This is a genomic window from Kordiimonas laminariae (assembly GCF_023008165.1).
GTDB classification, from domain to species: domain Bacteria; phylum Pseudomonadota; class Alphaproteobacteria; order Sphingomonadales; family Kordiimonadaceae; genus Kordiimonas; species Kordiimonas laminariae.
Genome location: NZ_JAKQZA010000002.1, coordinates 476,980 through 498,903, shown reverse-complemented (window position 1 = coordinate 498,903; position 21,924 = coordinate 476,980). Strand labels below are relative to the sequence as shown.

The 21,924-nt window shown below is 45.9% G+C and carries 17 protein-coding genes; 10 read left to right on the top strand and 7 right to left on the bottom strand.

Annotated features, from left to right (window positions below; all coding sequences use genetic code 11):
* Window positions 1-5 precede the first annotated feature (5 nt).
* Window positions 6-1,091 (bottom strand): efflux RND transporter periplasmic adaptor subunit, encoded by a 1,086-nt coding sequence (locus MF542_RS05775; RefSeq protein WP_247016898.1) that lies wholly within the window; start codon window positions 1,089-1,091, stop codon window positions 6-8.
* Between the two features lie 123 nt (window positions 1,092-1,214).
* Window positions 1,215-1,937 carry a TetR/AcrR family transcriptional regulator gene (locus tag MF542_RS05770; protein WP_247016897.1) on the bottom strand — a complete coding sequence of 241 codons (723 nt, stop codon included), beginning with the start codon at window positions 1,935-1,937 and terminating at the stop codon, window positions 1,215-1,217.
* 258 nt (window positions 1,938-2,195) lie between these two features.
* Here MF542_RS05770 and MF542_RS05765 point away from each other — a divergent pair, with 258 nt between their 5' ends.
* On the top strand, window positions 2,196-3,371 hold the full coding sequence (locus tag MF542_RS05765; RefSeq protein WP_247016895.1) for a pyridoxal-phosphate-dependent aminotransferase family protein: 1,176 nt from the start codon (window positions 2,196-2,198) through the stop codon (window positions 3,369-3,371).
* Between the two features lie 61 nt (window positions 3,372-3,432).
* Here MF542_RS05765 and MF542_RS05760 read toward each other — a convergent pair whose 3' ends face one another.
* Both MF542_RS05760 and MF542_RS05755 read right to left on the bottom strand, forming a co-directional pair.
* The gene (locus MF542_RS05760; protein ID WP_247016893.1) at window positions 3,433-3,672 is read right to left on the bottom strand and encodes a hypothetical protein; all 240 of its coding nucleotides are present in this window, start codon (window positions 3,670-3,672) and stop codon (window positions 3,433-3,435) included.
* A gap of 90 nt (window positions 3,673-3,762) precedes the next feature.
* On the bottom strand, window positions 3,763-3,993 hold the full coding sequence (locus tag MF542_RS05755; RefSeq protein ID WP_247016890.1) for a hypothetical protein: 231 nt from the start codon (window positions 3,991-3,993) through the stop codon (window positions 3,763-3,765).
* Between the two features lie 252 nt (window positions 3,994-4,245).
* On the opposite strand from MF542_RS05755, the gene MF542_RS05750 reads away from it, so the two are divergent.
* Window positions 4,246-7,638: an amidohydrolase family protein gene (locus MF542_RS05750; protein ID WP_247016888.1), complete on the top strand. Its 3,393-nt coding sequence runs from the start codon at window positions 4,246-4,248 to the stop codon at window positions 7,636-7,638.
* A 73-nt stretch (window positions 7,639-7,711) separates the two neighbouring features.
* Here the strand turns inward: MF542_RS05750 and MF542_RS05745 are convergent, their stop codons facing one another.
* The 3 genes from MF542_RS05745 to MF542_RS05735 form a co-directional block, all read right to left on the bottom strand.
* A complete protein-coding gene (locus MF542_RS05745; protein WP_247016886.1) occupies window positions 7,712-8,551 on the bottom strand; it encodes an alpha/beta fold hydrolase in 840 nt (279 codons plus the stop codon).
* A gap of 11 nt (window positions 8,552-8,562) precedes the next feature.
* Window positions 8,563-10,944, bottom strand: a complete 2,382-nt coding sequence (locus tag MF542_RS05740) for a TonB-dependent receptor (RefSeq protein ID WP_247016884.1) — start codon at window positions 10,942-10,944, stop codon at window positions 8,563-8,565.
* 90 nt (window positions 10,945-11,034) lie between these two features.
* Window positions 11,035-12,135, bottom strand: coding sequence for a response regulator transcription factor (locus MF542_RS05735; RefSeq protein ID WP_247016882.1), 1,101 nt, complete (start codon window positions 12,133-12,135; stop codon window positions 11,035-11,037).
* Window positions 12,136-12,303: 168 nt separating this feature from the next.
* Here MF542_RS05735 and MF542_RS05730 point away from each other — a divergent pair, with 168 nt between their 5' ends.
* The 8 genes from MF542_RS05730 to MF542_RS05695 all read left to right on the top strand — a co-directional run bounded on the left by MF542_RS05730 (window position 12,304) and on the right by MF542_RS05695 (window position 21,916).
* On the top strand, window positions 12,304-12,888 hold the full coding sequence (locus MF542_RS05730) for a uracil-DNA glycosylase family protein (RefSeq protein WP_247016880.1): 585 nt from the start codon (window positions 12,304-12,306) through the stop codon (window positions 12,886-12,888).
* 223 nt (window positions 12,889-13,111) lie between these two features.
* On the top strand, window positions 13,112-13,531 hold the full coding sequence (locus tag MF542_RS05725; protein WP_247016878.1) for a GntR family transcriptional regulator: 420 nt from the start codon (window positions 13,112-13,114) through the stop codon (window positions 13,529-13,531).
* Between the two features lie 10 nt (window positions 13,532-13,541).
* Window positions 13,542-14,453 (top strand): ABC transporter ATP-binding protein, encoded by a 912-nt coding sequence (locus MF542_RS05720; RefSeq protein WP_247016876.1) that lies wholly within the window; start codon window positions 13,542-13,544, stop codon window positions 14,451-14,453.
* A gap of 9 nt (window positions 14,454-14,462) precedes the next feature.
* Window positions 14,463-16,295, top strand: coding sequence for a hypothetical protein (locus MF542_RS05715; protein ID WP_247016874.1), 1,833 nt, complete (start codon window positions 14,463-14,465; stop codon window positions 16,293-16,295).
* A gap of 74 nt (window positions 16,296-16,369) precedes the next feature.
* Window positions 16,370-18,436, top strand: coding sequence for a S9 family peptidase (locus MF542_RS05710; protein ID WP_247016872.1), 2,067 nt, complete (start codon window positions 16,370-16,372; stop codon window positions 18,434-18,436).
* A 228-nt stretch (window positions 18,437-18,664) separates the two neighbouring features.
* On the top strand, window positions 18,665-18,910 hold the full coding sequence (locus tag MF542_RS05705; protein WP_247016870.1) for a DUF6356 family protein: 246 nt from the start codon (window positions 18,665-18,667) through the stop codon (window positions 18,908-18,910).
* A 17-nt stretch (window positions 18,911-18,927) separates the two neighbouring features.
* On the top strand, window positions 18,928-19,974 hold the full coding sequence (locus tag MF542_RS05700) for a YeiH family protein (protein ID WP_247016868.1): 1,047 nt from the start codon (window positions 18,928-18,930) through the stop codon (window positions 19,972-19,974).
* A 97-nt stretch (window positions 19,975-20,071) separates the two neighbouring features.
* A complete protein-coding gene (locus MF542_RS05695; protein ID WP_247016866.1) occupies window positions 20,072-21,916 on the top strand; it encodes an ABCB family ABC transporter ATP-binding protein/permease in 1,845 nt (614 codons plus the stop codon).
* Window positions 21,917-21,924: the final 8 nt, after the last annotated feature.

The following is a 21,924-nucleotide window of genomic DNA, read 5'->3' as shown; positions in this document are numbered from 1 at the left end:
CTCCTCTAGTTCGCGCTTGGCACAACAGAAGTGGAAGCACTTGCTGCTTTAATCGTTACAGGGGACCCTTCAAACACGCGGTTGGTACCTGATACGATAACGGTATCGCCTTCCTTCAGGCCTTCCTGGATCACCACATAACCGTCGCGGCGCTGGCCTAATTTCACTGAGCGGCGCTGGGCTATGCCGTTCGCTGTATCAACTATAAAAAGAGTGTCTCCGTATGTAGAACGCTCAACAGCTGTTTCTGGTACCATTAGAACCTGTTCGGTGCTTGGCAGGGTAACGCGTGCTTCAGCAAAAAGGCCTGAACGAAGCTTGTTACTGTCCTCAGGGATATAAGCTTGAACACTGATGGTATGGTTGTTTCGGTCTACTTGCGGTTCAATAGCGATCAATTTGCCCTTGAAAACCTCATTAGGGAAAGCTGCTATTTTGATATCAGCATCCTGGCCGGTCGTGATATTACCAAGGGCTTGTTCTGGTAGTTGAATGATAGCCGTAAATTTTGATGTATCGGTTAGTGTTACAAGCACTGTACCGGGATCAAGGTATTGGCCCAGATTTACTTGACGAATACCAAGAATGCCGGAGAAGGGTGCAACAACGCGCTTCTTGCGAATTTCAGCCTGTACTTCAGCAATGCGGCCTTTAACCTCATCAAGTGTAGCTTGGGCCTCATCAACCCGTGCTTCAGAAGAAGCTAAGCCTTTAAGGTCTTTCGCACGTTCAAGCTGCTTTTCTGCCAGTGTTTTTCTTGCTTTCAGTTGTGAGAGTTGGGCTCTATCTACGGTGTCATCAATCTGCAGGATAACTTGACCGGCTTCCACAGTTTGGCCAGAGACAAAATGCAGTTCTGAGATCCGGCCGGTTGTTTCAGAAGCTAGATTCACTTGGTTCACAGCTTCAAGACGCCCAATGCCTGAAAGATATTGCGGAAGAGCTTGTGGTGCGACCTCTGTGGTAGCTACAGGCATAGGCGGTAATTGAAAGCCGCCTTCATCATCCTGACCGAAACTGACAGTTGATAGCGCTATGATTGACGAACCAACCAAAGCAGTTAATACGATATTTTTTGCTATTTTTTTCATTACAGACCCCGCTGCCGTTACTCAGGCTATCTACTTAAGATTTTAATTCGTAATAAAATCGAATTAAATTCATTTTGGGCATAAATAACTATTATTTTGTTAATTTCAAGGAAAAAATGAATCTTATTCGGAAGTTGTTTGACTGTTTTGAATAGTGTCGAAAATTTCAGTCACTTTTTCAATAGGGTTAGGCTCAGTCCAGCCCCAACCAGTGAGATGCTTTGCTAAATTTTCAATGAAGATTGCACCCCAATCTTCTCTGGCAAAATTGGTTTGAGTGACATTTGCTGTTTCAGATTCGATAATGGAAGAAAAGGTAAGAGCATCGATGCCTACGGCTAAAGACCAGCAACCCAAGTTAAGTGACCTGTTCTCTTTTTCCGTAAAAGCGTCTCTGCCAAATTCGGGGGCAGCTTCAGCTACGAGATTTGAAAATAGCTGCCACGCCTCGTTAAAAAAACTGTGCAGGCGGTCTGTCAAAAGAGGGGAGGCGCGTTTCCAGATTGAAGGAGCCATGGATAGATGCGCAAGCTCACTCATGGCAACCTGATCAGCGGTCTCTACCATATCATTCAGGCAGGCAGCTATCAGCTTTTCAGCTGGCGTATTCCCAAATTTTTGAGAATTTTTAAACCATTCTAGGTGCTGTTCGGAAAACTTGATAGCGAGCGCAATCAATAAATCTTCCTTACAGGGATAATGACTGTATAGTGTGCCCACCGAAAGCTTGGCGCGTTTCGCCAGATCAGACATTTTCATGCTGAAGAAGCCTGCTTCTTCAATAAGTGAAATAGCATGGTCCAATATCAATTGTTCGCGCTGCTGGCGTTTTTCCTGAATACTCATAAATGGCCCTGATGTATAAATTTGAATTCGAATTTAGTTCATTTTTAAAAATGTGTCAAACACCTGATCATTCTTACTGACTTGATTTTAGAATGTGTCGATCTGCTTTGACTGCAAACTGCCATGTTTCAACATTTCCTGCTGGAAGAAGTGCTGGATTTCTGACATTTTGTGCGCAGTTCACTATTTAATCGTGATTTAATTGGCCTATATGGCTTTTAAAGTTCTGCACCACGTTTTCAATATTCGGAGTTAGAAATGAAATCATTTATACCGCCAAAACGCACTTTGATGGGCCCGGGACCATCGGATGTTTCGGACCGTATTCTGGAAGCGATGGCGCGTCCTACACTTGGTCATCTTGATCCCGATTTTCAGCGAATGATGGAAGAAGTGAAAGAGGGTTTGAAAGCGCTGTTTAGAACAGAGAATAAACTCACTTTCCCGGTATCGGCACCAGGTTCCGCAGGTATGGAAACTTGTTTTGCCAACCTTGTTGATGAAGGTGATACGGTTGTAGTTATTCGCAATGGCGTGTTTGGTGAACGCATGCGTGAAAATGTTGTTCGTGCAGGTGGTAACGCCGTTATGGTCGATGCAGAATGGGGTACTGCGCCAAAGCTTGAAGATGTGGAAGCTGCTCTTGAAGCAAATCCGGATGCTAAAATTCTGGCCTTTGTGCACGCGGAAACATCAACTGGTGTTTGGGCTGATGCTGAATCGCTTGCTGAGCTTGCACGCAAATATGATTGTCTAACCATTATGGATGCGGTGACAAGCCTTGGCGGTATTCCTGTGGAAATAGATGGTTGGCAGATTGATGCGGTATATTCTGGTTCTCAGAAATGCCTTTCCTGTACGCCAGGGCTTTCACCCGTTTCATTTTCCGATAAAGCCATAGAAAAGGTTAAAGCTAGAAAAACACCGGTTCGTAGCTGGTTCCTCGATTTATCATTGGTGATGAGTTACTGGGATGGTGAAGGTGGTCGTAGTTATCATCATACGGCCCCTGTGAATGCACTTTACGGACTTCATGAAGCTCTGGTTATGGTTTCAGAGGAAGGTCTTGAAAATGTATGGGTACGCCATGCGGTAATGCATGAAGCGTTGGCTGCGGGTCTTGAGAAGCTTGGCCTTAAATTCCTTGTGGATGAGGAAATCCGTTTACCTCAATTGAATGCAATGGTTGTACCTGACGGAGTGGATGAAGCGTCCGTTCGTGCCTACCTGCTTGAAAAGCATAATCTTGAAATTGGCGCCGGACTTGGGCCTATGGCTGGTAAGGTTTGGCGCATTGGTTTGATGGGTTCAAGCGCATCTGAAGAGAATGTGGAGCTATGTATCACTGCAATCGCAGATGCACTTAAAGCGCATCAGTATCCGGTTGACGGTATCGCAGCACTTGAAGCTGCTAGAGTTGTGCTTGATGAATAAGCAGTCATAGCTGAATTCAGGAGGCGGGAACCTATGATATGGTCCCCGCCTTTTTTATAGGTTAAAACCCACCTTCGAGGATTGGCCCGTGGCTACCATCACAGCCACCTGCCGCGACACAGATAACTTCCTGTGTTGTAGGGTTGAAAAAGAATTGTGATCTTTGGCCATTGAGGCATTGGAAAGCGCCCGTAGCAATAAAACCAGAAGGCGCGGTGCTGTATAGCGGATTATCGGCTGAGGTGCCATCACCGCCAAATACCAGATCAGTTTGTTCGAACGATAGTGTTTCAATAGACATAGCGTGTCCCCTTGATTGTGGTTGAAGAATAGTTGACCCTATTTTCGTGATGAAACGCAGGAAACTGTATTGGTTTTCCCCGTTTAATTATTAGAGGCCTATGTGCGGGCCGCCGGAGCAACCGGTGCCTTCAAAAACACAAACCGTCTCAAAAGTGTCTAGATTGATGTAAATCTGAAAACGGGTACTACCGTTACAGTCGAATAAACCAGTTGCTACAAAACCGGCCGGAGGGCTGCTGAATAGTGGGTCCTCAGCAGTGCGGCCGCTACCGCCAAATACCTGAGTGGTTTGCTCGAATGATAATGCTTCAATAGACATGATATGTCTCCCCAAGTTGTATTTTTCGTGCAAAAATAATCATGCATCTTTTATTTAGTGTATCAATACAACTTATTAGTTTTTGTTCGATTTAGTACATAATGAAGTGTTGATGTTGTATTTTTGATACTATTTGTGGAGTTACCATGTGCTCTGACAGATTCTTTATTTAATGCCTCTTTTCTCTAATGTTACGGTGTAGCAGTCTGAATATATAAATTTGGAATTGGGAAATTGGGCGAGGGGGCAACTATGTCACGCACTTCGAAGAAGGCGCTGTCTGCAGCGCTGTTTGCAACAAGTTTATTTTATGCACCAGCAGTTTTATCTGCGGATGCAACACCACCATCAATTCATGAAAAATGGACAGAGCCACCTGTTCATATGCGAATGACAAGTGTGGTAACTGAAAAGCCAGGTGAAGGCGGAGACAAGAAAAAAGGCCTGCCACTTGAACCGTCACGTACTGTTGAGTTTGAAACTGATGAAGCAACATGGATTGCGCTTGATGTATCGCCTGATGGCAGCACCATCATGTTCGAAATTCTTGGTGATATCTACACCGTGCCAATGGCAGGAGGTGAAGCGACAGCTGTTTTAACTGGCATGGGTTTCCAGTCTCAGCCATCCTATTCACCTGATGGGACACAGATTGCTTTCATTTCCGATCAGGATGGTTCGGAAAATCTCTATATTGCAAATGCTGATGGCTCTAGGACAAAGAAGCTTTCATCACTGGCATCCGGCGAACTTATGAGCCCCGCATGGTCAGCTGACGGTAACTACGTATATGTATCTCAACTGCCGAACGGTATCGGTGCTAATGAAATCTGGATGTACCATAAGCATGGCGGCAAAGGTATTCAGGTAACTAACTCTCGTCCGCAAGGTGCGAATACACCTAGGAACCGTCAGCCAAATGCACAGGGCGTTTCCGTTTCAAAAGATGGTCAGTATCTGTATTACAGCACCAAGCAAGGTGGCTTTTCTTACAATATGTCTAACTTCCCTTGGCGGGTGGTACGCCGTGACCTTCAGGAAGGCACGACAGATACTATTGTAACTGCTTATGGTGGCGCGATGCGCCCAGCTATTTCGCCAGATGGTACGATGCTTGTTTATGGTACGCGCCATGAAACAGACACTGGTTTCCGTGTGCGCAATCTCGCGACAGGCGAAGACCGTTGGCTAGCCTATCCTGTAACACGGGATGATCAGGAATCCCGCGCGACACGTGATCTTATGCCTGCTTATAGCTTCACACCTGATGGCAGTGCGATCATCACAACAAGTGGCGGTAAGATCGAACGTATTGATATTGCAGACGGCAAGCGCACAGTTATTCCGTTTACCGCCAAAGTGAAGCTGGATATTGGCGCTGATCTTGTTCATCAGGAAAAAGACCCAGAAGGCCCAGTGGTGGCGCGCATGGCGCAAACACCAGCGATGTCGCCAAGCGGTGATACAGTTGTGTTCTCGGCACTTGGTGAGCTTTATTCCATGCAATTGGCAGAGGGTAGTGCACCAAAGAAAATTGGCCGGGCAGGTACCAATGTACACCAGCCGTCATGGTCAAAAGATGGGCGCTATATCACTTATATTAGCTGGGATACAGATGGTGGGCAGATTTACCGTATGCGCGCGAATGGTAGGAGCAAGCCTGAGCAGATAACAAAAGTCTCTGGTTATTATAGTGAGCCACATTTCACACCAGCAGGTGATGAAATTGTTGCGATCCGTTCCTCTAACCACCAGTTCAATCTCGGCAACGCTGGTGCTCAGCGTGATTTGATTGCGGTGAATGTGAAAACCGGTGCAACGCGGGTGATTATGCCGGGTTCAGGTTTTGGCAGCATTCATTTTGGTGATCAGGCTGACCGCGTGAATCTTTATGATGGCGATAAGCTTTTCTCTGTACGTCTTGATGGTACGGATCGCCGAGATCACTTGAAGGTAACGGGTAAGGGTCTCTATTTCGCGGCAAAACCAGTGCCTGCACGTGATATGCGCCTTAGCCCGAACGGCAGATTTGCACTAGCACGTTCACAGGAACAATTGCAGCTCATTAACGTGCCGCCAACTGGCCGAAAAGCTGTAACTGTGAATGTTGCAGGCCCAAGCGTACCGCTTAAAACACTCTCTGATATTGGTGTTGATTATTTCGAATGGTCTGACGACGGTGAAACTATCCTGTGGTCTGTGGGGAGTACACTCTATACCCAGAAACTTTCTGACGTTGAGTGGGTGAAACCAGAGAAAGAAGAAAGTAAAGAAGAGGAAAAGACGGAAGAGACAGCTTCTGAAACAGCAGAAAAAACGGATGCTGAAAAGAAAGAAGAAAAAGCCGAAGAACCTAAGAAATATCATACCTATGTAGCCCGTGTAGAAGTGCCGCGTGATAACCCCGAAGGTACAATTGTTCTGCGCGGAGCAACTGTCCTTACGATGGGAGAGCAAGGCACCATTGAAAATGCAGATGTTGTGGTAACAAACGGCAAGTTCGCGGCTGTTGGCCCTCAAGGTTCTGTGGATATCCCACGCGGCGCTGAAGTTCGTGATGTGAGCGGTAAATTCATCACACCAGGCTTTGTGGATAGCCATGGTCACTGGCGTAACTGGAGCCGGAACGGTGTTGTGGAAGAAAACTTCTGGCCGTTCCTTGCGAACGTTGCTTACGGCGTAACCAGCGGCCTCGATGTGCAGACAAGCACGACAGATATATTTGTGGCTCAGGATATGGTGGAAGCAGGCCGGATGATTGGCCTGCGTGCATGGTCAACCGGGCCGGGCGTGTTCTCCGATACCAATATTAAATCTAAAGAGCATGCGGTGGATGTGCTGACCCGCTATAAAGATCATTACCGTACCAAGAACATCAAAGCTTACATTACCGGCAACCGGAAACAGCGCCAGTATATTGTGGATGCCTCCAAGGAAGTAGGTATCATGCCAACAACTGAGGGCGGCCTTGATGCGAAGCTTGATCTTACGCACATGATCGATGGTTTTGCGGGTAATGAGCATAATATCCCGATTGTGCCGCTCTATAAGGATGTGGTGCAGTTAGCCGCGCAAACTGGCATTGGTTATACGCCAACCCTTCTCGTGACATACGGTGGCCCGTGGGGTGAAAACTATTATTTCACCAACCAGAACCCGCACGATGATGAGAAGGTAAATCGTTTTATGCCGCATAATATTGTGGATGGCCGCACCAAGCGTGCCCCTTGGTTCCGTGATGAAGAATATGCCTTCACGCGGGTGGCGGACAGTGCCATAGATATCCAGCGCGCAGGTGGTAAGGTTGGTGTTGGTAGCCACGGTCAGTTCCAGGGGCTTGGTTATCACTGGGAGCTTTGGTCCCTTGGTTCAGGTAAAGCTACACCGATGGAAGCGCTCAAAGCAGCGACTATTGATGGTGCACATATCATTGGTCATGCCGATGAAGTGGGTTCCATCGAACCGGGTAAGTTCGCGGACCTTGTTGTTCTGAATAAAGACCCACGTGCTGATCTGAAAAACACCGTGGATATCCATCGGGTGATGATGAATGGTCGTCTTTATGACGATGATACCATGAACGAGGAATGGCCGCGTAAGCGCGTGTTGCCGAAACTATGGTTCCATGATCAAGGCCCAAAGTAACAGGCTGAGTTAGATAAAAGAAAAAGGGGCTTTTAGGCCCCTTTTTTAGTGTGAAGAGCATAAAGCTCTTCAGTTACAGAGACTGAAGGTAGGCGCTCAAATCTCTGTTGAAGTGATCGCTAAACTCCTGAAACATCATGTGACCGCCAAAGCTGGATATGCTTGCGTCAGGTAACGTTCTCATCAGGTATGCTTCTGCTTCAGCGCTCCAATGTTCAGCGAGGTAAAAGCGAGTAGGGACGACGCCATTAATGGCTTTCGCTTCTTCTTCCCTGTTACTGAAAAGACCGGATGCAAAAAGCTGTGATGCAACCACGTATGGTGTTTGTTGGGATATCTCCACGATACGGCTTAATTCTCTATCGCTTAAGGTGCCACTAAACATCACATGTTCAGCATATTCCCGTATCATCACTGCATGCCCTTCCTTTGAAGTTAGGGCATGATAGGCACCGCCAAGGTCGCTTATTTTGCCCTCTGTCCAGATATCAGGATCTTCAGACATACCAATAGGCGGCATATCAATACAGATATGCGAATAGAGGTTTCTTGGGTATTTGGCTGCATATTGCCATGTGGCAAGTGCACCGAATGACCAACCTATGAGTGCGATATTTGTTAGCCCTTTTGCACCGATGAAAAGCTCCAGATCATGGGCAATTGTTGTATAACCGTTCCCCTCACTGGTGATTGTAGAAGCGCCGTGGCTCCTAGGGTCCAGCGCGATCACGCGGTGGGTTTTGGAAAATTCTTCCAGTTGATGATGAAACACTTCCGCGGAAAACGTGAAGCCCGGTACAAACAGTAAAGTGGGGGCATCAGCGAGCACTGGTGTTGGTTTGCGTTCAACATAAGCAAGGGAGATACCTGATGCTATTTCAAGCATCTCCTTTTTAAGATTAGGCAAAAACATATAGCCAGCCCTTAAAAGTTTGCCCGGAAATCAATTCCTATAGTACGGGGACGATTGCGTACGATACGCGGACGTCCACCAGCTTCCGCCGCTAATGTGCGGTTATCTGAATAAGCGGCATCTTCATTAAACAGGTTATCCACAAAGAGTGTGATTGCATACTGATCGTTCCTCAGGCCAAAGCGCGTATTAACCTGCGCGTAAGACGGGCGAATACGTGGAGAATTACTATCCACTACAGTACTGATACTACTATCCACATAAGCGAAATCTGACCTGCTGAACCACTGGAAATCACCGAAAGATGCCGGAGTTTCATAATCAACTGTCGCGGAGAAAGTCCACTCAGGTACTTGTTGAAGCGGGTCACCATCTGTTGCAATGCCCGGTACAGTTTCAGTGAAGCGAGCGTTGGTGTACCCGGCGCCAGCCTGAAGGAACCAATGTTCATTTGGTCGGCCCGCAATTTCAAACTCGAACCCAGTGCTTTTCGCTGCACCAATGTTTCCAACAAAATCAAAGCCACACCCAAGCAGAATGCGCTGCTGAATATTATCAAAGTTCACGTGGAAAGCAGCCGCGTTCACCGTGAGCTTACCTCCGTTCCACGTGGTTTTAGTACCTAGTTCATAGCTGACAAGGCTATCAGAGCCGAAGGTTCGTGTGTCGTCGCCAGAACCAAATCCAAGCGCTTCCGCCTGAGCAGGGCAACCAAGTGTAGCGGGTAGTTCACCATTGGTGCCACCAATACGGAAACCTTCAGCAACAGATGCATAAACAAACACATTTTCGTTGGCTTCATATTCGATAAGGCCTTTGAAATTGAAGCCATCTTCTGATTGTACTGTTTCTGGTGACACTATATTAAGACCGCCAGCAGCAAATCCGCCAATCACATCGTCTGTTGTTACTTCAGTATCAAAATAACGAACGCCAAGGGTGGCACTTAGTTTGTCCGTGAAATTATAGGTGAATTCCCCAAACAGGCCGAGTTCTTCAATTTGCATATGCGTGTCAGATGTGAAGATTAAATCACCAGTACCTGTTAATCCGCCGGGCGCCCCTAGGAAGCCTGAAAAGACAGCATCAAACCCGGGTGCGATGTTTGGCGGGTCAAAGGCTTCATTGTCGTCAGTGTTTTGGTAGAAGGCACCAACTGTCACCTGGAAATCGCCAGCAAAATCAGAAACAAATCTGATTTCCTCTGCAAATGTCTTAAATTCAAGTGACTGGAAAATTGGTGAAGATACTGCGGCTGGCTGGGTTGGTAACCCTGCGCCTTGCAGGATCGGGCCAAGAAGAGTGAAAGAAATAAATTCGCTCGAATCCTCAAATTCATTGGTGGTGCGATCAAAGTATCCTGTGGCGGAGGTGAAGGTACCAAAATCAGTTTCATAATTTATGTTAAGGCTAACTTGCACCCATTCGTCTGTACCGCCTTCATCCACATTAAAGAGGCGCTCTTGCGTGAAATCATCCCCAACAAGGGTAAGTTCCCCTGTTGTTTGATTGGTGACAAAATCAGCAAGTGGAAAACCTGAAAGCTCAGTGCGTTGGTACATCACGCGCCCGTTAAAGGTAAGTGCGTCTGTAGCATCAAGCCTGAGTGCCAGTTGCCCTCCGTATATTTCACGGTCGTCAATGTCTTCTTGGGTGGATGGCGTATCGCCCACCAGTGCACCAACAGTGCCCGCCGGTACAACAACACCGGGTGCTGTGGATGGCCCTACGATTTTATCAAAGATACCTTCCTCATATTGATAGTAAGCCGTTGCGCGTGCTGCGAAACGGTCAGATAGAGGAATGTTGGCAGCAGCATCAAACAGGTAGTTCAGGCCACCTTCTTTGGTATTCGACAGGCCGCCATGGAAACGGATGGTTGCTTCATCAAATTCCGGTTTTTTGGTGATCACCCGAATAGTACCGCCAAGGCCCCGTGCGCCAAACAGTGTCCCCTGCGGGCCGCGCAGTACCTCTACACGCTCAACGTCTAACACGAGAGGATCAATAGATTCATCGAGCGGAATATCATCAATATAAAAACTGGTGGTGTTCAGGCCCTCAATACCACGAATGGAAATCGTACGGTTTGCCAGAACACCATCATCGGTTGCTCCGAACGACAGGTTTGGGATTGAAATTGCATAATCAGCAAATTCACTGACGCCGCGAGCTTGCAGGTCTTCACCTTGAAGGGCGGTAACGCTCAGGCCAACAGTTTGAATGGATTCAGCTCGTTTCGTAGCTGTAATGATAATTTCTTCGAGCGCGTTTTCTTTTTCGCCTTCTTGTGCGGCCGCCGGAGTTCCTGCCACCAGCGCGACAATGGAAGCTGATGCTGAAGCTTTTATAAGTGTTTTTGATAATGTCTGTATGGTTGATCTTCTGGTCATGTTTTCCTCCCAACACTCTCCATAATTTGATGGTTGGAAGTATTTTAAATTTCAGTGTTCGTCATGGAAATCGGGGATACCCCCTATAAATCAGGGGCGCAGTGCCGACAGAAGCCCGGTTTTGTTGTGGCAGGCAGTTTTCCTGTAAATAGCGGTTAGGTGGCTTTCCAGTGTTTTCGGGCTAACACCCATTTTATTCGCGATTTGTGTGTTAGTAAGCCCTTCACTGATCAGATGAATTACATCTTGCTGCCTGCGTGTGAGGTTGAAGTGCTTTAATTTACCTTGTGAGATATTATTTCGCGCACCTTCATTAAGGAAAAAGACTGTGAGCTTTCCCGTTTCAGGCACAGATATAAAGAGAGCGGGTAATTGTTTTTCGGCACATGATGGCACCTCAATACTATCCGTTACCTGTAGAGTATGACCCTTCAGGGCATTGATGCAGAATTGACGTATTTCCGGTGTAAAACTATCTAGAAGCATAGGCCAAAGTTGATGATCTGGAATAGCTACTAAACCCTGAATTTTATTGGTGAGGTCTGCTGATTTAGCCGTAATGATACCTTGTGTATTTACAGTGATGAACCCCAGCATAGAAGAACGTACCATCATAGCAGTGAGAGCCAACTGTTCATCGTTGCGGGCCATACTAGCCTGCAGTGCCTTCAGGCTAGTGGAAAAGTGTGATGCTAGTAACTTTGCCTTTAAGTGATCGCTTTGTTCATATGCATCTTTATGTAAAGGGCGATGCAATCCAAAGAGACCATAATAGTTTTTCCGGTCCGCAATAGTGAAAATCAGGCTTTGATGGATGTTCTGAGGTTGCAGAAAATCTTCATAGTAAGCGCTGTTAATATAATGATGTTCGCGATCTATTGCTTGATCGGTAGAGACAGACACGCACTTACTTTCGTGAGAACTTTGCCCCAGCAATGCGTAACAAGGGTCCTGTTGGTGATAGTTGCTTTGGTATATATCACAGTAAAGAGTATCCAGGTTATTGGCGAAGCAATCCTGCAGAGATAGTCCCGGCGTCTGGTTTGAATTCGTGTAAAACAGGCTGGAATTCGATTTGAAAAGATCAGTCATTGGCACAAGTACAGCGTCGACAAATTCGGTGATGGACTGGCATTCACCAGACATGCCGGAAATCGATGATATAAGCTCAATATCCCGTGCCTCTAGCAAGGCAGATATCCTTTCAAAGCTGACCCTTAAAAACGCTATCATGACTGTGCAATATGAGTCAAATTGGTGAAAACTATGCAGTTTGTCCCAAGTTTTTGATAAATAATCCCAGAGTGTGGCAAGGTGAACTGTCGCTTGTTAAATTGCCTTTGTCTTAGGGAGAGTTTTGTGCAGGCTTTAGAAACATTAGTGGAGCAGGTTAAAGGGTGCCGTCTATGTGCATCTTGTTTTGAACATGAGCCACGGCCCGTCCTGCAGGTGCACCCTAAAGCTTCCATTCTGATTGCTGGGCAAGCTCCTGGCAGAAAAGTGCACGAAACCGGTGTACCGTTTGATGACGCGAGCGGCGATAGGCTCAGATTATGGCTCGGCCTTAGCAAGGAAGAGTTTTATAATCCTGAACTAGTGGCCATCCTGCCTATGGGCTTTTGCTTTCCCGGTACAGGTAAATCGGGTGATCTGCCGCCAAGGCCTGAATGCGCCAAAGCATGGCGAAGTGATTTGATGGCGTTCCTACCGAATTTGAAGGTTAAACTGCTGGTGGGGCAATATGCACTTAACTGGCATATGAAAGGGCAAGTCAGAAAGAATCTGACTGAAACTGTGAAGGCTTGGAGAGATTTTCAAGCCGACGGTTATTTCCCGATGCCGCACCCAAGTCCGCGCAATAATATCTGGCTTAGTAAAAACCAGTGGTTCGAGGCTGAAGTGGTGCCAGAACTTCAAGCTCAGGTGCGCGACTGCATCAATTAATTTTCTTGCCTGATTCTTAGCTGTACTACGGTGTACTAGTGAAATATAGTACACCGTGTGAATGACATGTGGTTTTTTGCTAAGATAATAAGTCATTTAAAATCAATAATTTATTATACTTTTACTGTGTTTTGTAAAAGTATGCGCAAAATATTACTGTTGACAAAAGTTATAACCGTACCCACTGTACTACTACACGCAGTACAGTGGGTTTGATACTGAAATGAGCGCTATGAGTTCGGTAAATATTCAAATTGTAACAGGTGATGCCCGGCCAATATTTCGGCAAATTGTCGATGGTATTCGAATGGAGATAGCTTGCGGTAATTTGATACCGGGCGCCAAGTTACCAAGCGTTCGGGGGCTAGCCCTCCAATTGATGATCAACGCCAATACTGTGGCCAAGGCTTATGCGGAACTAACATCGCAAGGCTTGGTAGAAGCAAGGCAAGGACTGGGCTTATTTGTGTCCGAGCCACGACAGCTTTTAAGCAAAGAAGAGCAGGAAAAACAGTTGAAAGAGGCCGTTGAAACATTTGTTGGTGATGTTGCTTATCTGGATTTCAGTGAAGCGGAAATCATTGGTCATGTAGCCGCGAGCCTTAGCAAACTGTCTGCAAAAAAGAAAACTCATGAGGTCTAGCGAGGATAGCATGACAGACTATTGCATAGAAACAGATGCACTGACCAAATGCTATGGCAAGAAGACCGCCCTGAACGACTTTTCTCTGAAAGTCCAAAAGGGCGGCATTCATGCCATTGTTGGCAGTAATGGCGCGGGTAAATCCACTTTGTTCCGTTTGCTTTTGGGGATGATTGCTCCCACGAGTGGTTCGGCGAAGGTTCTAGGTGTGGATAGCCAAAACCTAACAACCGATGTACGGGGTAAGGTTGGGTATGTGAACGAAGAGCATACCTTACCAGTATGGATGACAGCGAAGGCTGCAACCCATATGCAGAGGAGCTTTTATCCTCTATGGGATCAAAAAATTTATGACCATGTGATTGGTTATTTTGATGTTGATCCAAATCAGAAGATTTCGGGCCTTTCGCGCGGTGAACGCGCGGGGCTGAATTTGTCCATGGCGCTGGCGCAAAGTCCGGAAATACTTATTCTGGATGAGCCAACCTTGGGCCTTGATGTTGTCGCTAAACAGTCATTCCTGGAAGCACTGATGTTCACAGAAACAGAACGTGCAGCGACAATCATTTATTGTTCCCACCAGATGGAAGAAATTGAGCGGGTCGCTGATCAGCTCATTATTATGGAAAAAGGGCATTTGAAGAATAACAGTGCCCCGCATGAATTTGTCGAGCGGGTTTCTGTTTGGGCAGCTGAAGTAAACGGTAAACCTATTGATCGTTCACAAATACCAGGGCTGCTCAATATCAAACGCATTGACGATCAACACCATATCATGGTGACAGATCAAGGGGATGATTTTCCGGAAAAGGTTAAGCATCTGGGGCTGACAGATTTACAGTCTATGCCAGTGAACCTTGAACGGGCGGTAAACGCATTCCTCTCCAAAAACCATAATTCTCCAGATAGCAAAATCGGATAGGGCGCGAACATGTTTGAATTATATAAAGCTGAATTTGCCCGTTATAGAGTTTGGGCACTGTGTGCTGTAGTTGCTGTGTTGGCTTTCTACGGTTTTTTGGCAAAGTTAAAACCGTTTTTCGAGGCTGAAGCATTGCAGATAGCTGCAATGAATATTGGCCTTGTGGGCGGTAGTTTTGGCTTTGGTATTGTGCAAATGATTTTGCATAAGCGCATTAACCATTGGACTTATCTGATCCACCGCCCGCTTGAAGTTCATAAGATATTTATTGCTTTGGCTGGTGCAGCGCTGACCATTATTTCCATTGTAGTGGTTGTGCCGCTTTTGATTATGACGGTTGGATTTGACGCCTTTACCGCAGAAACAGTGGATATGCGTCACTATGCTTATATCCTTCAGCTTCTGCTTACATGTTTTGCGGCTTATGCTGTTGGTACCTTCTCTGTACTTAATGCCAGTAAGGGGGCATTTCTGATCATTCTGATGATTGCAGCTTATTTGATGCCGAATCCCGAAACTGATTTTAAGCAATTTTTTCCAGCGATCATCATTCTTGCCGGCTTGTTTTTGTTGAATTTCAACAGCTTTAAGGCGGACCTGACAGCACATACAAAAGAGCCGTGGGCGATTTTCCTGCAGGTTAGCGGTATGGCACTTGGTATTGTAATGGCAATAATGGCGTCATCGACAGTCTTTTACCATCTACCGCTTTTCATTACAGGCCAACATCCTGACGATAACCCATATGATGGTAGCTTCAGCTATATGTATGAATATGAAATGGGTGAACGTCCGGCATATGTATTACGCAACAGCACACACCCGTCGGCTGATATTTATGCGAAGCAGGCCGAACTTGCTGACCAGGAATTCTTTAGCCTTAATCAGTGGACTTTCCCTCGTCAGGGGCAAATGTATGTGAAGGATAAGCAGTATGCGCTTCAACCTCGCGGATTGAACCAGATATGGCAATTCTCTCATGATGCAATGTTACTGATTGGGCGAAACAATAAAACTGATGAAATCATTGGTGTTATTGGGCAGAACGGGTTTCTGGATAACCTGGATGCTGTGACTGAAGCTGACCGCTTCAGGGAAGTACCATTCATGATCGGTGAGAGCTTCCTTGAAACCACTTCCCATCTTTATCAGGTGAATTTTGCTGACCGTGATATGTTGGTGAAACACGAGCCTGATGCGGGTGAAGAATATATCGGCCGCCTCCAGATCAACGAAGATTACATTGTGATCGTTTCTGATAAAAAGAGTTACCTGTTTGATAAAGTGGCTTTTATTGATGAGTTTGAAGCGACTGAAGCTGAATATGTTGTTGAACATCCAACAAGACCAGAAGCGATGGCATGGGTAGCGACATACCGTTTAGCTGATGGGTATATGATGCTTTTCTCGGGCAATGATTACTTCGCGAATAACAAGCCGGGTGCATCGATTGTACATGCGAAACTTGGCGGTTCATCAGAACTTATCCACGAAGAGCAGTATGCTTACAAGAGGCATCCGTTTTGGATCCAGCATCTAGAGTTCATTGCGTCACCAGCAAATTACATCCTGAAGAATGTATATTTGCACTATATCGAGCCAAGCGAGACCAGAAATATCCCATTCAAGGATATTACAGGTAATCGGTATGATACCCATGTCTGGATTTTTGCAGGGTTCTTACAGGTACTTACAGCGTTGCTTGCCTTCTTCTGGAGCCGGAGACGCAACCTAGGGAAAGCCCAAACCATTACTTGGGCTGCGATGGGCGCGATCTATGGCCTTCCTGGTTTTATCGCTCTGGTTTTGATGAGCCCATGGAAGCGTGATGTAAAAGCGTAAAGCTCAGTAAAAGTGTGGCTGTTCACAGCCACACTTCAAGAAGACTCAATAAATATACGACAGAGGATAAAACAATGAAGCACTTTGCTTACAAGGTGCGGCAACAGGTGAGCTATGCCCTATTTGCCGCTGCTGGAGCCTTAGTTCTAACATCCACTGCAACTAAAGCCGATGATCTAGATGAGGCGATTGAACAAATGAAAGCTTCTGCTGAAGCTCCGATTATTGACCGGTCGATAATAATAAAACGGCAGCCAGTGCGTGGGGTAAAGCTTTCTCCAGATGGTTCAATGATCGCCTATCAAGTTCTGAAGGGCCGCCATGATGAGGTGTGGTTGCATGATGTTAAAACGTCGGAACGCAGGAAGCTGCTAACTTCAAAAGAAGTGAACAGGATTTCCTGGTCTGGCGATGGACAACATCTTTTCGTAAGGACGCGACAAAATGTAAATGTAATAAAGCTTGAGGAAGGCACGCTGCCGCAGATTGTCATCAACTTGGATTCTGAGAAAGAAGAATTCTATTATGGGGTTGATGACAAGCTTCCCCATGCTTTCTTTGTCTCGCTTAAGCGTGATGCAGATAATACTTATGGTCTGTACCGTGTTTTTCCTGATGGCAGGAAAGAAGAGTTTTTCCGGTCTGAGAAACAAGTAGCGGATTTTCTCTTTATTCCCAATATGGGGATATCGCTTATTAAGAGAAATTCGGCAGGCTTAACAAGCCGGATTTTAAAGGTTGTGGATGGTGAAGAAATACCCTTCCATACGTGTGAGTTCAGAGATCCATGCCAATTTATAAGCGCACCTGATGGCGAAAATGCTTTCTATATACAAGCACGTTTGGGAGGTGATTTTGCCTCTCTTTATAAGTGGAACTTGGACGCTGGAACTACTGAGTTGGTGCATGCAGATCCTAAAGGAACCTACGATATAGATGAAACAATATTAGATGGCAGGAATGCTGAGCCATTTCTGGTTTCATACAAGGATAGCTATTCTACGACATATGGTTTGAATGATGAAGCACAGAGTGTAGTTGATGATTTGACAGCGCGAATTGATGAGAATTTTTACGAGATTATTACTGATCATGCGCAGCGCAAATGGATGCTTATGGGAATAAGTGCTACGCATTCTGCACCTAAGTTTTACCTTTATGATAAAGAAACTAAGTCAATCACTCGTCCGCTCAAGCCTCATCTTGATGAAATTTATGCAGAAGACCCAAGGCTGGAAGACGCCGATATTGGAGCGCGCGTAGCTATTAGCTACAAAGTGAGTGATGGCATGACCCAGCATGGCTATGTAACCTTGCCTCGTGGTGTTGATCCAGCTTCTGTGCCGCTTGTTGTGTTTCCTCATGGTGGTCCATGGGCAAGAGATTACGGAGCTTACAAAGGGCAGGCAGCCTTTTTGGCAAACCGGGGGTATGCCGTTTTTGAGCCAGCTTTTCGAGCTTCTCGTGGATACGGGTATAAGTATTTAATTTCTGCTAACAGAGATTTTGGAAAAGGGCGTGTACATCAAGATATCATGGATGGCATGGAATATGTGCTCTCTCGAGGTATTGGTGATAGAAATCGATTAGCGATTGCTGGCCATTCCTTTGGTGGCTTTTCAACAGTAGGTGCTTTGGCTTATGAGCCTGAGACGTTCAAAGTTGGATTTGCAGGTGCGCCGCCTGTTGATCTGGTTGCAGCCGTCCGTTTTTTAACTAAACGCGCTAAATCGGATCGTGAATTAAGGCGCCTTGCAAGGCTGGAATATCTTTCTGCTGATCCCGATATTGAAGGACAAACAGAGGAGCTCTACGCTAAATCACCGGCTGCTCATGCTGGTAAAGTAATTAAGCCGCTATACCTTTGGGCTGGTGAAAAAGATGATCGAGTGAATATTCTGAATGTTCGAGATTATGCCCTTAAACAGCAGGAAGCTGGTAAGCCGATTAGTTTAATGGTGGAGCCGCGTGCAGGCCATTCCCCAAGAAAACAACTTCATCGAGAGGCGTATTTTTATATGTTAGAGAAAGCGCTCCATGATCATGTTGGTGGGCGTTTTCAACAAGAAACCAGCGTGCGCTTACAGAAATACCTGCAAAAGGCGTTGGTGATTGACGTCAACAATGTACTGTCAAAATAAGAAAAAATGCGCAATTAAATTCCTGAAGCCAAAGGTGTGGTGAAAAGGTAAATAATTGCGCATATAAACTTTTGATAATTTAATTTTTTCCAACAAATCGACATTAATTAGTGTATTTATGCTAAAAAAGTTGGAATAAATATTAAATTAAAACTGACTTTTCTTACGATTTTGAGCCATAATACCCTCATAGGGAAGTAACTGCTAGTAATCTATGAGGAAGAGGCTGTGTTGAAAAAATTATTCACTGAACATCCAGAGACAGTTGGCGAAAGCTATTTTGAACATATGGGGCAGGCGTTCTCTTTTGGTTCAAGCATGCTTTTGAACGGTATCGCTTGTTTACTTCATGGTTTTTTTCCGTTTTTGTTTGTGAAGACTGGCAGTGAAGCGATTACGAAGTTGCATGATCGTATGGTTTTAAACCGTGATCGTCGTAAGCCAAGAGTTTCAAATACTGAAGAATTAGCGTAGCTACAGGCTGGTTTTTCATGTCGTTTTTATCAAACGCCTTACCCGGCCGGGCCGACCTGCCCACATTGAACTGGGAAACAGCAAAAAATAATATACCGGGAGTTTTCCTGACCCTCACCCTCGCTATGGCGGCGACCTTTGTTGCCAGAAGCTATGGGGGGCCAACGATGCTGTTTGCGCTTCTGTTTGGTATTGCTTTTAACCATTTAGGTAAAGATACCAAATATGCGCCGGGTATTCAGTTTGCATCAAAAACGATTTTAAGAATTGGTGTGGCGCTCCTTGGGGTACAGCTTACCGTCGGAGAATTAAGCGCGCTCGGGGCGCCAATCGTTGTACTGGTTACTATGGGGGTTGCCGTTACAATTATTGGGGGGGCTGCTATTGCCAGAGCACTTGGGTTGTCTTCCAGGTTTGCTGTTTTGACGGCTGGGGCCGTGGCAATATGCGGTGCATCTGCTGCGCTGGCTATCTCCGCTGTATTACCCAAGTATGAAAACAAAGAGCGCCACACCATCCTTGTTGTGGCGGGTGTTACCGCTCTTAGCACCATTGCAATGATTCTGTATCCGGTTCTCACTCAATCTTTGGGGATGGATGATAAAGCTGCAGGCATGTTCCTTGGCGCTACAATCCATGATGTAGCTCAGGTCATTGGTGCTGGTTATGCTATCTCCGATACCGCAGGGGAGACTGGTGCGGTGGTAAAACTGATGCGCGTGGCGTGTCTTGTACCAGCCGTTTTCATGATTGGCCTTGTTTACCGGGAAAAAGGTAGCGAGTGTGATGGCAAGACCACAACTGGTCCTTTATTGCCACTTTTCCTGATTGGCTTTTTGCTTCTCGTTGGTATTAACAGCGCAGGTCTTATTCCAGAATTTGCTGCGGCTGAGATCAGTAGTTTTTCTCGTTGGTGTTTGGTAACTGCGGTGGCTGCACTTGGTGTGAAAACCAATGTGAAAGAAATTTTAGGGGTTGGCCCAAGGCCGCTTATGGCGCTTAGCCTGCAAACAATTGGGTTAGCGCTTTTCGCGTTGTGTGGGCTTTCAATTATTTTAATGTAATTTGCTCTTAATCTCTTAAAATAAAGAAAATTATTTATATATTACGTAAGGCACTCCATAATCGGTGTGCCTTTAATTTTTTAAACAGGATTTTCTTATGGCTTCACAGACGGGGCAGAATGCTAGTGAGGGTGCTAAAACAGTGTCACACTGGACAACAGCGAAAAGTTTACTGCCATATCTGTGGGTGAAAGGCCGCTGGGATTTACGTTGGCGCGTTATCCTTGCACTTTCTTTTCTTGTAGCTGCGAAATTTATCGGGGTTTATGTGCCGTTCCTGTTCAAGGATACGGTTGATGCCCTCAGTCCAAAAGCTACAGCTGAGGCTATCGCAATCGCGATACCAACCGGCCTGATTATTGGCTACGGCATTGCCCGTGTGCTTAGCCTTCTCTTTGGTGAGTTGCGGGATGCTGTATTTGTAAAAGTAGGTCAACATGCACTGAGGCAGGTGGCTCTTAAAACCTTCCGTCATTTGCATAACTTGTCGCTCTCTTTTCATTTAGAACGTAAAACAGGTGGTTTGAGCCGTATTATTGAACGCGGTACCAAGGGGATTGATTTTCTACTGCGTTTTATGTTGTTCAATATCTTGCCGACCCTGCTTGAGATCGTTTTGATTAGCAGTATCTTCTGGGTGAAGTTTGGTTTCCTTTATGCTGCTGTAACTTTTGCGGCACTTGCGAGTTATATCTATTTCACCATCGCAGTAACCGAATGGCGCCTTAAGTTCCGTCGGGAAATGAATGATCAGGATACCAAGGCTAATACCAAAGCGATTGATAGCTTGATCAACTTTGAAACAGTGAAATATTTCACAAACGAAGAGCATGAAAGCCGCCGTTATGACAAGGCGCTTGAACGTTTTGAAAGCGCGGCTGTTCGCAGCCAGTTTTCGCTTACATTACTGAATGTAGGGCAGGGCTTGATCATCTCTTTGGGTTTGGTGTTTGTTTTGTGGATGGGGGCACAGGGTGTGGTGCAAGGCAAGTACACTATTGGTGAATATGTGCTGATCAACTCTCTTCTTATCCAGATTTATATGCCGCTGAATTTCCTCGGATTTGTGTACCGCGAAATCAAACAGTCCCTTACCGATATGGAAAAAATGTTTGAAGTTATCAGTACTCATTCTGATGTGACCGATAATGTCGATGCCAAAGATCTTGAAATAAACGGTGGTGGTGTACTGTTCCGTGATGTGAAATTCCATTACGCGAAAAACCGCCCGATCCTTAAAGGTATTAATTTTATAGTGCCTGCGGGCACGACGACGGCAATCGTTGGGGCTAGTGGTGCTGGCAAGTCCACCATCTCTCGTATCCTCTTCCGGTTTTATGATATCGCGGAAGGTGGTGTTTCTGTAGACGGACAGGATATACGAACCATTACCCAGAAAAGCCTTCGCGAACAGATTGGCGTAGTGCCTCAGGATACGGTGCTCTTCAATGATACAATCCTCTATAACATTCGTTATGGGCGCCCTGATGCTACAGATGAAGAAGTTATTGAGGCAGCAAGGTTAGCTCAAATCCATAGTTTCATTGAAGCCCTTCCTGAGGGTTATGACACCGAAGTTGGTGAACGAGGTTTGAAGCTTTCAGGCGGCGAGAAGCAGCGTGTGGCTATTGCACGAACGATCCTGAAAAACCCAGCTATTCTGCTGCTCGACGAGGCGACATCAGCGCTAGACAGCCAGACTGAACGAGATATTCAGGCATCTCTTGAGCAAATCTCCAAAGATCGGACAACCATTGTTATTGCTCACAGGCTTTCAACCATCGTGGATTCAGACGAAATTCTTGTTATGGATGCCGGTGAGATTGTTGAACGGGGTACCCACAGCGAATTGCTTGATATGCAAGGTATGTATGCAGATATGTGGCAGCGCCAACTTGAGGTGAAAGAAGCTAAAGAAAAGCTAGTGAAGCTTGAGGCATAAAAAAGGCC

Coding starts and splice junctions, on each gene's coding strand:
- MF542_RS05775 (WP_247016898.1), bottom strand. CDS start 1,091: ATGAAAAAAATAGCAAAAAATATCGTATTAACTGCTTTGGTTGGTTCG.
- MF542_RS05770 (WP_247016897.1), bottom strand. CDS start 1,937: ATGAGTATTCAGGAAAAACGCCAGCAGCGCGAACAATTGATATTGGAC.
- MF542_RS05765 (WP_247016895.1), top strand. CDS start 2,196: ATGAAATCATTTATACCGCCAAAACGCACTTTGATGGGCCCGGGACCA.
- MF542_RS05760 (WP_247016893.1), bottom strand. CDS start 3,672: ATGTCTATTGAAACACTATCGTTCGAACAAACTGATCTGGTATTTGGC.
- MF542_RS05755 (WP_247016890.1), bottom strand. CDS start 3,993: ATGTCTATTGAAGCATTATCATTCGAGCAAACCACTCAGGTATTTGGC.
- MF542_RS05750 (WP_247016888.1), top strand. CDS start 4,246: ATGTCACGCACTTCGAAGAAGGCGCTGTCTGCAGCGCTGTTTGCAACA.
- MF542_RS05745 (WP_247016886.1), bottom strand. CDS start 8,551: ATGTTTTTGCCTAATCTTAAAAAGGAGATGCTTGAAATAGCATCAGGT.
- MF542_RS05740 (WP_247016884.1), bottom strand. CDS start 10,944: ATGACCAGAAGATCAACCATACAGACATTATCAAAAACACTTATAAAA.
- MF542_RS05725 (WP_247016878.1), top strand. CDS start 13,112: ATGAGCGCTATGAGTTCGGTAAATATTCAAATTGTAACAGGTGATGCC.
- MF542_RS05720 (WP_247016876.1), top strand. CDS start 13,542: ATGACAGACTATTGCATAGAAACAGATGCACTGACCAAATGCTATGGC.
- MF542_RS05715 (WP_247016874.1), top strand. CDS start 14,463: ATGTTTGAATTATATAAAGCTGAATTTGCCCGTTATAGAGTTTGGGCA.
- MF542_RS05710 (WP_247016872.1), top strand. CDS start 16,370: ATGAAGCACTTTGCTTACAAGGTGCGGCAACAGGTGAGCTATGCCCTA.
- MF542_RS05700 (WP_247016868.1), top strand. CDS start 18,928: ATGTCGTTTTTATCAAACGCCTTACCCGGCCGGGCCGACCTGCCCACA.
- MF542_RS05695 (WP_247016866.1), top strand. CDS start 20,072: ATGGCTTCACAGACGGGGCAGAATGCTAGTGAGGGTGCTAAAACAGTG.